Source organism: Maledivibacter halophilus (genome assembly GCF_900167445.1).
Lineage (GTDB): Bacteria > Bacillota > Clostridia > Peptostreptococcales > Caminicellaceae > Maledivibacter > Maledivibacter halophilus.
In genome coordinates this window covers 113999-126232 of record NZ_FUZT01000013.1, presented here as the reverse complement: position 1 = coordinate 126232, position 12234 = coordinate 113999, and the positions used below count along the sequence as shown (strand labels likewise).

At 32.3% G+C, this 12234-nt stretch carries 8 protein-coding genes; all 8 read right to left on the bottom strand.

Features of this window, described 5'->3' with window-relative positions; genetic code table 11:
• Nucleotides 1-18: 18 nt before the first annotated feature.
• Nucleotides 19-312, bottom strand: a complete 294-nt coding sequence (locus B5X81_RS21420; protein ID WP_244282202.1) for a hypothetical protein — start codon at nucleotides 310-312, stop codon at nucleotides 19-21.
• A gap of 265 nt (nucleotides 313-577) precedes the next feature.
• Entirely contained in the window at nucleotides 578-2953 is a 2376-nt protein-coding gene (locus B5X81_RS21415; protein WP_079494767.1) for a glycogen/starch/alpha-glucan phosphorylase, read from the bottom strand.
• A gap of 8 nt (nucleotides 2954-2961) precedes the next feature.
• Complete coding sequence (malQ, locus tag B5X81_RS21410; protein ID WP_079494765.1) at nucleotides 2962-4440, bottom strand: 4-alpha-glucanotransferase; 1479 nt, start codon at nucleotides 4438-4440, stop codon at nucleotides 2962-2964.
• A 97-nt stretch (nucleotides 4441-4537) separates the two neighbouring features.
• A complete protein-coding gene (locus tag B5X81_RS27925) occupies nucleotides 4538-4690 on the bottom strand; it encodes a hypothetical protein (protein ID WP_208985116.1) in 153 nt (50 codons plus the stop codon).
• 94 nt (nucleotides 4691-4784) lie between these two features.
• Nucleotides 4785-6176 (bottom strand): asparagine--tRNA ligase, encoded by a 1392-nt coding sequence (gene asnS / locus B5X81_RS21405; RefSeq protein WP_079494763.1) that lies wholly within the window; start codon nucleotides 6174-6176, stop codon nucleotides 4785-4787.
• 542 nt (nucleotides 6177-6718) lie between these two features.
• A complete protein-coding gene (locus B5X81_RS21400; protein WP_244282201.1) occupies nucleotides 6719-8038 on the bottom strand; it encodes an aspartate kinase in 1320 nt (439 codons plus the stop codon).
• Between the two features lie 289 nt (nucleotides 8039-8327).
• Nucleotides 8328-8960 (bottom strand): orotate phosphoribosyltransferase, encoded by a 633-nt coding sequence (pyrE, locus tag B5X81_RS21395; RefSeq protein ID WP_079494759.1) that lies wholly within the window; start codon nucleotides 8958-8960, stop codon nucleotides 8328-8330.
• 29 nt (nucleotides 8961-8989) lie between these two features.
• On the bottom strand, nucleotides 8990-12196 hold the full coding sequence (gene carB / locus B5X81_RS21390; RefSeq protein ID WP_079494757.1) for a carbamoyl-phosphate synthase large subunit: 3207 nt from the start codon (nucleotides 12194-12196) through the stop codon (nucleotides 8990-8992).
• Nucleotides 12197-12234: the final 38 nt, after the last annotated feature.

Sequence of the window (12234 nt, the reverse complement as noted above, 5' to 3'; positions counted from 1 at the left end):
ATTTAATTTAATTTTAATTTATTTTATTTTATCAATATCATAATCGATATCATACAAATCATCGTCGTATAAATCTTCTTCATAGTTATATGAATATTTCATATTATTTTTATATTTTTTCATTTTATTCTTTCTATTATTTTTCTTCTTCTTCATCATATATTCCATATCGTCCTCACCATAGTTTTCTTTTCCCTTACCCTTCATTTTTTTGCTTCTTTTTTCCTTCATGGCAATATGCTCTTCAAAATCCATAAAAACTTTCATTTCTCCACCTCTAATTGAATTTTTTAAAGAATATAATCTTTTCATAAGAATGTAAAATAAGGTATTTTTAGCAAATCATTATATATACCACTCTCCTTAGTTACTTTGAATTCACATTAAAACTATGGTATTAAAATTATACAGCATTATCGCATTAAATTCAATATTTTTAATTGAGGAAATTACATACCTACCTTCTTGAAAAATAATTACTGCATATTACTCTAACCCCTCCGAATCTATTCATATATATTATGCAATTTACTCAATTATATAAAAAGATTTGAAGAAAGTATTTAAATTCCTACCTTTAAATCTTTTTAGCTTTTATGTTCCAAATTTCCCTGGAATATTCTAAAATAGTTCTATCACTGCTGAATTTTCCAGCACTTATCATATTAATCCAGCATTTTTTTGCCCACCCAAGTCTATCTTTATAGGCTTCATCTACCTTTTTTTGCGCCTCTATATAATCATTAAAATCTCTAAATAGGAAGTACTCATCGGCTTTGCTCCAACTTGTTCCATTTAATAGAGAATCGTATAATTCCTTAAACATGCCAGTTCCTTCATCTTTAAAGGTTCCATCAATTAAAGTATCTACAACCTTTTTCAATCTTGGTATTTTCTCATAATACTCTTTGGGATTGTAGCTGTCTTTAATTTTTTTAATTTCTTCTACCCTTGCTCCAAATATAAAATTATTTTCCTCCCCAGCTTCTTCTACTATTTCTACATTTGATCCATCGAAGGTTCCTATTGTTGGAGTACCATTGAGCATAAATTTCATATTTCCAGTACCTGAAGCCTCTTTCCCAGCAGTTGAAATTTGCTCTGATATATCTGCTGCAGGAAAAAGTTTCTCACCATAGGATACACCATAATTTCTAACAAATACAACTTTAATTTTCTCTTTTGCTTGAGAATCATTATTAACAAGTTTTGCAATCTCATTTATAAATTTAATTATTGCCTTTGCCCTTATATATCCAGGAGCTGCCTTACCTCCAAAAATAAAGGTTCTTGGTATAATATTTAAATTAGGATTTTCTTTTAAGCTAAAATATGAATCTAAAATATGAAACGCATTTAATAATTGTCTCTTATACTCATGGAATCTCTTTATCTGTATATCAAATATTGAGTTTGGGTCAATTTCAATGCCTTCACTCTCCTTAATATATCTAGCTAATTGATTCTTTTTTATTTGTTTAATATCAAGAAATTTCTTAATAATATTTTCATCATCTGCATACTCTTCTAATTGCTTTATCATTTCAAGATTAGTAATCCATTTATTAGATCCTAATAACTCCGTTATAAAGTATGACAATTCTTTATTACATAAAGCTAGCCATCTTCTAGGAGTAATTCCATTTGTTTTATTTTGAAATTTATTTGGATAAAGCTCATACCAATCTTTTAATTCCTGATTCTTTAATATATCGGTATGAAGCCTTGCCACTCCATTTATTGTATGGCTACCGTGTATGGCTAGCCAAGCCATTTTTATATTACCATCCGATATAATCCTCATTTTCTTTATCTTATCATGACTATATCCTTTTTCATCTAGTTCTTTTACAAAGTATTTATCAATTTCTTCAATTATTTCATAAATCCTTGGTAAACACTCTTTATACAGGTCTTTGCACCACTGTTCAAGAGCTTCTGCCAATATTGTATGATTTGTATATCCAAAGGTTTTTTTTGTAATCTCCCATGCATTCTTCCAATTAACACCTTCATTATCAATAAGTATTCTCATTAATTCAGGTATAGCCACAACTGGATGTGTATCGTTGAGCTGTATGGCATGATACTTTGGAAACAGCTTAAAATCCCTACCAAATCTATTTTTATATTTTTTTATTAAATCCTGAATAGATGCTGATACAAAAAAATACTGCTGCTTAAGCCTTAAAACCTTACCTTCTTTTTTAGAATCATTAGGATATAAAACCCTAGATATATCTTCAGCCCTATTCTTCTCCTTTACAGCTTCATCATATTTTTGCAAATTAAATAAATTAAAATCAAAATCCTTTATTGGCTCACACTTCCATAATCTAAGCTTGTTAATATTATTTGTTCCATAACCGATAATTGGAGTATCATAGGGTACAGCTCTTACCTTGTTATCACCAAATTCAACTATAACCTCATCCTCTGATTTTCTTATGGACCAAGGATCACCATATTTCAGCCAATTGTCTCCTTCCTCCACCTGGAAACCATTTTCAAATTTCTGCTTAAAAATTCCATGGCTATATCTAATGCCATACCCTGTTACAGGAAGATTTTTTGTTCCGCAGGAATCTAAAAAGCATGCAGCGAGCCTTCCAAGTCCTCCATTTCCAAGTCCTGCATCTTCTTGGGTCTCTTCAAGCTCATTAATATCTACTCCTGATTCTTTTAAAATCTCTTTGACCTCATGATAAATACCTAAATTAATAAGATTGTTTCCAAGGGCTCTTCCCATTAAAAACTCTGCTGAAAAATAATATGCTTGCTTTCCCTTAGAATATTCCTCCTCAGTTCTATTCCAATTATTTACTATCTTCTCCATCAATGTCTTTGCAACGGCATTATACTTTTGATAATACTCTGCTGTATCTAAGGTTTTGCCAAAATCCATTTTAAGAATTCTTTCTATATTATTTTTAAATCCTTTTCTATCAAGCATTGCCTATCCTACCTTCCATAAAGTTTCGTCATTTCATATATTTTCTTTGCTAGTTCATTATTTAATTCATTTCTCCTAAGCCTCCATAACCAGTTTCCACCCAAAGTAGAAGGAATATTCATTCTTGCTTTACTTCCCAAGCCCAAAAAATCTTGCATTTGGGCAATGGCAATATTTGCAACTGAACTCCATGCGCCTCTGATAAATCCCCAATTATATCCTTCTTCTTCATTTAAGTTGAAATATTTTATGGAATGCTTTACATCATCAGCATTTGTATTTTCAAACCATCCATTTACTGTATCATTGTCATGGGTTCCAGTATAGACAACGCAATTCTTTTCATAATTATGGGGAAGATAATCACTTTCTTCAAGGGGATTGAAGGCAAATTGCAGAACCTTCATTCCTGGAAAGCCTGTTTCTTCTCTAAATCTAACTACCTCTTGAGTAAGAAAGCCAAGGTCTTCAGCAATAATATCAATATGCCCAAGAGAATCCTTTAGGGCATTAAAAAGCTTCATCCCTGGTCCCTTCACCCATCTTCCATCTGCAGCCGTTTCATCACCATAGGGTACCTCCCAGTATGCCTGAAAACCTCTAAAATGATCTACTCGTATAATATCATAAAGCTTGGAATTAGCTTTAATTCTTTTAATCCACCAGTCAAAGCCTCTTTTCTCCATTAGATTCCAATTATATATAGGATTTCCCCAGAGCTGTCCTGTCTCAGAAAAGTCATCGGGAGGACATCCGGCAATTTTTATGGGTTTATATTTATTATCCAATAGAAAAAGTTCCCTATTTCCCCATACATCTGCACTATCTTCTGCAACATAAATAGGAATGTCGCCTATAATCTTTACACCCTTATTGTTAGCATATTTCTTTAAATTTTTCCATTGTTTGAAAAACTGGTATTGAAGATAAATCCAAAAGTTCATCTCATCTTCGTAATTTTCTTTATAGTACCTCATCGCTTCTGGTCTTCTTAATTTAATATCCTCATCCCACTTTTGCCATGACTTCAAATTAAATCTAGTCTTAGCAATCATATATAGGGAGTATTCTTCTATCCAGTCAATATTATTTTCCTTAAATACAAGTATCTTATCTTTGACTGTCTTTCTTGCATTTTTATATGAATATCTTAAAATACTCATTTTATTATTGAATATCTTTTCATAATCAATATTTCTTTTATCCTCACCAAAATTAATATTTTGAAAATCCTCTTTATTTAGAATACCTTCTTGAACTAATAGGTCTAAATCAATAAAATATGGATTCCCAGCAAAAGCTGAAAAGGATTGATAGGGGGAATCTCCATATCCTGTTGTGCCAAGGGGTAGTATTTGCCAATACTTTTGCCCTGCCTTTTCAAGAAAATCAACAAATTTGTAGGCTTCTCTACCAAAGGTTCCTATTCCATATAGGCTTGGCAAAGAAGTAATATGCAATAATATTCCACTACCTCTTTCAATCATTTTATGTCCCCCTCTTTACTTTATATTATAGATATACGCTAATAAAACTCAGATTTGTTTATCTTTATTTAAAATAGAATATGATTTTTCTTCAAATCTATTTCTTTAAAATCCTCTTTGTATAGAATATTTCCAGTTCATTCATAGCGTTCCAAAAACCTTTTATCCTTAAATCAACTAATATTTTGTATTTATCTTTAAGACATTTACATACTTCACCACTTAGAAAGTCTAAAAAACCAACATCCACAACACAATAAAAATAGAACTGCCTCATTTTTTATTATGAGACAGTTCTTAAGATTATTCTCTATATTATCTGAGGAAATTGCATAATCAATTATTTAAAACTCAGCAGATTTTGGAGTTCTTGGGAAAGGTATTACATCTCTTATATTTGATATCCCGGTAAGATACATAATAGCTCTTTCAAATCCAAGTCCATAACCGGCATGCTTTACTCCCCCATATCTTCTCAAATCCAGATACCACCAATAGTCATCCTTATTAAGATTCATTTCTTCCAATCTTTTTTCGAGAACATCCATTCTCTCTTCCCTTTGGCTTCCACCAACAAGCTCTCCTACACCAGGAACCAAAAGGTCCATAGCTGCAACAGTTTTGTTATCATCGTTCATTCTCATATAGAAAGCCTTAATATCCTTTGGATAATCCGTTACAAAAACAGGCCTTTTAAATACTTTTTCTGTTATATATCTCTCATGTTCGGTTTGTAGATCACATCCCCAATAAACAGGGTATTGGAATTTTTCATTTGCCTTTTCTAGTATTTCTACTGCTTCTGTATAGGTAATTCTCTTAAAATCTGAATTTATAACATTGTTTAAACGATTAAGCAATTCTTTATCAATAAATTTATTGAAGAATTCAATTTCTTCTGGGGCATTTTCCATTACAAAATTAATAATAAATTTCAGCATATCCTCTGCAAGATCCATATTATCATTTAAATCCGCAAAGGCTATTTCCGGCTCCATCATCCAGAATTCAGAAGCATGTCTAGCTGTATTGGAATTTTCAGCCCTAAAAGTTGGTCCAAATGTATATACATTTCTATATGCAAGAGCATATGCCTCTGCTTCAAGCTGGCCACTTACTGTTAAATTTGTTTCTTTGCCAAAGAAATCCTTATTAAAATCTATATTTCCTTCTTCTGTCATAGGAATATTGTTAAAATCAAGGGTAGATACTCTAAACATTTCTCCAGCGCCTTCACAGTCGCTTCCAGTAATAATAGGAGTGTTAACATATACGAATCCCCTTTCCTGGAAGAATTTGTGAATAGCATAGGCTGTAAGGGAACGTACTCTGAATACAGCTGAAAAAGCATTACTTCTTGGTCTTAAATGAGCAATTGTCCTTAAGTATTCAAAAGTATGTCTTTTCTTCTGCAATGGATAATCCCTATCTGCTCCTGCTTCTAAGGATATCTTTGTTGCTTTGATTTCAAAGGGCTGCTTTGCACCTGGAGTAGCAACAAGAGTTCCTTCAACAACAATGGCTGAAGCTATTGTAAATTTTCCTATTTCTTTAAAATTTTCAAGACTTTCTTCAAAAACTACCTGAATATTCTTAAAAAAGCTTCCATCATTTACTTCAATAAATCCAAAGGCCTTTGATGATCTCGATGTTCTAATCCAACCAGAAATTGTTATGGTTTTATCTATATACTTTTCTGTATTTCTATAGATATCTTTAATTAATACGTTTTTCACCTTTTTTCCTCCTTCACTTTATTACTAAAATTCTCATTTTGTAATTTTTAGTCCTTTAGTTACCTTTGTGAAATAAAAAAGCCCTTCATCTCCTAAAATAGGGACGAAGAACTTATATTCGCGGTGCCACCCTTATTGCCACAATAATTTATGCGGCCAGCTCAAACTAACACATATTCTGTGCTATCCAATTATAACGGATTGGTTCCGTCTAAGCCTACTCTCTATATAGATTCAAGTAAAACTATTAATTTATACATATTCAAAACTCCCCAAAATACTGAGTATTTGAATATGTATAAATTAAGTTTTACTATATAAACTCCATACAAATTTTGGTTAGAAACTCAGAGATGTTCTTCAATATAGGCTTCGTATCAGTCTTTCACCATCACCGACTCGCTAAATCTACATCCTATATTTACTCTTCTCTTCATAGTTTTTATTTTTTTACTTTTATTACCGATATTATAATATTTTAATAGTAATATGTCAAAGTATTTATATTAAGTTTTACTAAATTGACTTTATATATGCGTCTTTTATTTATATTCTTCTACAAATGCTTTATATATAGCCTTTATTGCTTTTTCAAAATCCTTTTCTTCAATTCCTACAATAATATTTATTTCACTGGATCCTTGATCGATCATGCGAATATTTATTTTTTCATCTCCTAAGGCAGTAAATAGCTTGGCTGATATTCCAGTGGTATAAGCCATATTATTTCCCACTGTGGCTATAAGAGCCATATTAGTATATACATTTAGGGAGTCTGGATCGCATTGTTTATTAATTTCATCGATAATTGTATTAAGCTTATTTTCTAGCCGACAATTAGAAATAACTATAGAAACAGAATCTATCCCAGAGGGTAAATGTTCAAAACAAATATTATTCATTTCCAATATTGATAATATTTTTCTAATGAACCCAATATCTGAATGCATATGGTTTTTATCGATAGCTATAACTGTAAAGTCTTTCTTTCCTGCTATACCAGTTACTATCTTATCACTAGACTCATCCTTTGTGATTATTGTCCCTGGATTGTCAGGCTCATTGGTATTTCTGATGTTTATAGGTATTCCTGCATCTCTAACTGGAAAAATAGCTTCTTCATGAAGCACTGAAGCCCCCATATATGATAGTTCACGTAACTCTCTATATGTTATTTTTTCAATGGGCTCAGGATCTTTTACAATACGTGGATCCGCCATAAGAAATCCCGATACATCAGTCCAATTCTCATATATATCAGCATGTGCAATTCTTGATACTACTGCTCCAGTAATGTCGGAACCACCTCTGGAAAAAGTTTTTATTTCACCATTTGGAGAACTTCCATAAAATCCGGGTATGACTGCATAATCATACTTAGATAATTCCCTTATCATCTTTTCTTCTGTTTGTTTAAGATCTATAGAACCATTATTATCAAAATATATAATTTCACTAGCATCAATAAATTCATATTCTAAAAATTTTGCCATAATTAAAGCATTTAAGTATTCTCCTCTGCTAACTAAATAGTCAATGGAAATACCTTTTTTCATGTTTCCTTTAATTTCATCTAAATAAGAGCTAATATCTAAATCCAAATTAAGTTCATTAACTATTCCTAAATATCTATCTGTTATTATTTGAAATACTTGATCAAAGGGAACAGAGTATTTAATATGGGCGTGACATAAATAAAGCAAATCCGTTATCTTATTATCTTCACTATGTCGTTTTCCAGGTGCTGATACTACAACATATCTTCGCTCTTTATCAGCTTCAATAATTTTTTTCACTTTGAGAAATTGAGCTGCATCAGCAACAGATGATCCTCCAAATTTTGCTATTTTTAAATTATTCACACTTTTCCTCCTCATTTAGTAAGATGCTAGCTGCTAGCCCCTAGCCACTAGGTTTTTAGAATAAAAAATTTTAATAACAAAAGACAAGAACATTAAATATTCTTGCCCTTTATTATACTAAATTGAAATTCTATTTCCAACTATCCATTGGTAAAAAAGATTTTTTTTACGAAAAAATTTATAATTATAAACCCGTTTTTTCCTTAAAATTTATATAAAAAAACAGGTTTATAGAATGAAACAAAAAGGAAATATTAAAACTCACGATATAGAAACTAGCACAGCGAGTTTACTTAGTAAATATATATGGATTCTTACTCCACTGCTTCAGTAATTCCAATTCTTCTTCCTTCACATATCCCATTTCAGCTGCTATTGGCAAAAGCACATCATAATTCGTTAATGTTCTGTATTCTACATTTTCCTCATTAAATAAATCCTGAACTTTCTTAAAGTTATAACTGAATATAGCCACTACTCCAATAACATCTGCTCCAGCTTCTCTTAGAGCCTTAACCGCCTTCATAGAGCTACCTCCAGTTGAAAGCAAGTCTTCAATAAGTACAACTTTTTTCCCTTTAAATAATCTGCCTTCAATTTGATTTTGTTTTCCATGACCCTTGGCGGAGCTTCTAACATATACCATAGGCAGGTTCATTTTCTGTGAAACCCATGCCGCATGGGGAATTCCAGCAGTTGCTGTACCTGCTATAATACCAGCCTCTGGGAATTCCTTTTCAATCACTTTTCTAAAGGCCTCTGCCACAGTATTTCTTACCTCTGGATAACTCATTGTAAGCCTATTATCACAATATATAGGTGATTTTATACCAGATGCCCATGTAAATAAATTTGAGGTATCCTTAATTGTAACAGCCTGAATTTCGAGAAGCTTCCTTGCAATTTCTTTAGATATATCCATATTCATCCCCCTAAGGTTTTTTATAAAATTTATATCTCACATATATTAACAACTTCTAAATCTTCTATACTTATATCCTTTTTTATTATATCAGTAATGGCAGCCAATGTATCTAGGGAAGTTAAGCAACATACCTTTTTCTCAACTGCTCTTCTCCTGATTTTAAATCCATCGGTTCTAGAATTGCGTCCCTTTGTTGGTATATTTACTACTAAATCTATTTCTCCATTATCTATTAAATCTAAAAGATCAAGTCCCTCCTCACCAATTTTGTTTACCTTTGTTGATTGAATAGAATTTTCCTCTAGGAAGCTCTCTGTACCTTCAGTTGCAAATATCTCAAATCCTAAATTCTTCAATTCTTTAGCTATAGGAAGAAATTCTTCTTTATAATTATCGGAAATGCTTACTATCACTTTGCCCTTTCTCGGTATATTTATATTAGCTCCAATTAACCCTTTGTATAAAGCAGAATCAAGATCATCACCAACACCTAAAACCTCTCCCGTTGATTTCATCTCAGGTCCAAGGGCTATTTCAGTATCGGGAAGCTTTTCCATTGAAAAAACAGGGACCTTAACTGCTTTTATCTTTTTAGATTTATTAAGTCCGGTTCCATAGCCTAGATCTTTTAATTTTTTACCAAGCATAATTTTTGTTGCAAGATCTATCATTGGTATTCCTGTTACTTTGCTTATATAGGGAACAGTTCTTGATGCCCTTGGATTAACCTCTATGACATAAATTTCTCCCTCATATAAAACGTATTGAATATTTATCAGTCCTTTAACCTTTAATGCCTTTGATAACCTACGTGTATATTCTACTATATTATTCTCAATTTCTCTGGAAATATTATCTGCCGGATAGATTGATATGCTGTCACCGGAATGAACTCCTGCTCTTTCCAGATGTTCCATAATGCCAGGGATTAGTATATCTTTTCCATCACAAATAGCATCAACCTCTATCTCCAGTCCCATCATGTATTTATCAATAAGTACTGGATTTTTTTTGTCTCTAATAAAGGCATCCTTTAAATATATCCTAAGCTCCTCTTTATTATATGCGATCTCCATACCCATACCACCAAGAACATAGCTGGGTCTTACCAATACCGGATATCCCAGTGTCTTTGCAGTTTCAAGGCCCTCCTTTAATGTCATTACCCCTTTACCCTTAGGTCTTTTGATATCCAGCTCATTTAAAAGTTTTTCAAACTTTTCTCTGTCCTCAGATTTATCAATACTTTCTGCCGATGATCCCAGTATATTTATCCCCATCTCATTTAAAAACTTGGCCAATTTAATTGAGGTTTGCCCTCCATATTGTAAAATTACTCCCTTAGGCTTTTCCTTTTCTATAATATTCAGAACATCCTCCTCAGTAAGGGGCTCAAAATATAATTTATCGGAGGTATCAAAATCTGTACTTACTGTTTCAGGATTATTATTAACAATAATGGATTCTATTCCTTCTTCCTTTAAAGATAACACTCCATGTACTGAGCAGTAGTCAAATTCTATTCCCTGACCAATTCTTATGGGACCAGAACCTATTACCATGACCTTTTCCCTTGATGAAACCTCCACTTCATCTACAGTATCATAGGTAGAGTAATAATATGGAGATGCGGCTTCAAATTCCCCACCACATGTATCAACCATCTTGTATACGGCCTCTATATTATACTTCTTTCTCAGCTTATAAACTTCCATACCATTCGTCTTTGTCAAACTACCTATTCCTTTGTCGGAAAAACCCTTTTTCTTAAGTAATAACATCTTATCTTTATCAATATAATCTAAGCTCTTATCTCTTATATCTTCTTCTAAATCTATAATGTTTTTAATTTTATCGAGATAAAATTTATCGATTCCAGTTGATTGGGCAATTTCTTTTATTTTTGAACCTCTTCTAAACATCTCTGCAATATAGAATAATCTTTCATCATCACAGGCTTCAATTTTTTCTTTAAGCTCCTCTATCGACATTCTATGCAAATTTTTATTATATAAATTATACTGTCCAATCTCTAAAGACCTAACCCCTTTAAGTAAAGCACTCTCAAAGTTATTTGCTATAGCCATAACTTCTCCTGTAGCCATCATCTTTGTTCCTAAAGTCCTATTTCCCTTGTTAAATTTGTCAAAGGGCCATTTTGGTATCTTAACTACACAATAATCCAATGTAGGCTCAAAACATGCAAAGGTCTTATCTGTAACTTCATTTTTTATTTCATCGAGATTATATCCTAGTGCTATTTTTGCAGCAACCTTTGCTATAGGATATCCTGTGGCCTTCGAAGCTAAAGCTGAGGAACGACTCACCCTTGGATTTACTTCTATAACATAATATTCAAAGCTGTGGGGATTGAGGGCAAGCTGAACATTACATCCACCCTTTATATTTAAAGCATCTATTATCTTTATGGATGCATTTCTAAGCATCTGATATTCCTTATCACTAAGTGTTTGGGATGGCGCCACAACTATACTATCCCCTGTATGAACTCCTACAGGGTCAATATTCTCCATATTACATACAGTAATACAATTGCCTTTATTGTCCCTCATCATTTCATATTCTATTTCCTTCCAGCCCTTTACACTTCTTTCTATTAGGACTTGACTAACCATACTATACTTTAAGCCCTTAGAAGCTATTTCCTTTAGTTCTTCTATATTGTTTGCAATTCCGCCTCCGCTTCCTCCCATTGTAAAGGCAGGCCTAACAACCAGGGGAAATCCTATTATTTCACTGTACTTTATAGCTTCCTCTATATCATTTACTATTTCACTTTCTATAACCGGCTGACCTATACTTTCCATTAATTCTTTAAATTTTTCTCTATCTTCCGCTTTATCAATTGCTTCTACATCAGTTCCTAAAAGCTTAAGTCCGTATTTCTGTATTATACCTTTTTTATAAAGCTCTACAGCTAAGTTTAAAGCTATTTGTCCTCCCATACCCGCCACTATGCTGTCTGGCTTTTCCTTTACTATAATCTTTTCAATAATTTCTACGTTTAATGGCTCTATATAAACTGAATCAGCAATTTCTTTGTCAGTCATTATTGTGGCAGGATTACTATTTATCAGTACAACCTCCACTCCTTCTTCCTTTAAAACCTTACAAGCTTGTGTTCCAGAATAATCAAATTCTGCAGCCTGACCAATTATTATTGGTCCTGATCCTATTACTAAAGCCTTGTTGATATTTTCATTAATAGGCATAGAATATCTCCTTTCGATAGATAACTGAATTTTACTTG

Coding starts and splice junctions, on each gene's coding strand:
- pyrE (WP_079494759.1), bottom strand. CDS start 8,960: ATGGATATATCTAAAGAAATTGCAAGGAAGCTTCTCGAAATTCAGGCT.
- malQ (WP_079494765.1), bottom strand. CDS start 4,440: ATGATTGAAAGAGGTAGTGGAATATTATTGCATATTACTTCTTTGCCA.
- carB (WP_079494757.1), bottom strand. CDS start 12,196: ATGCCTATTAATGAAAATATCAACAAGGCTTTAGTAATAGGATCAGGA.
- B5X81_RS21420 (WP_244282202.1), bottom strand. CDS start 312: ATGAAAAGATTATATTCTTTAAAAAATTCAATTAGAGGTGGAGAAATG.
- B5X81_RS21415 (WP_079494767.1), bottom strand. CDS start 2,953: ATGCTTGATAGAAAAGGATTTAAAAATAATATAGAAAGAATTCTTAAA.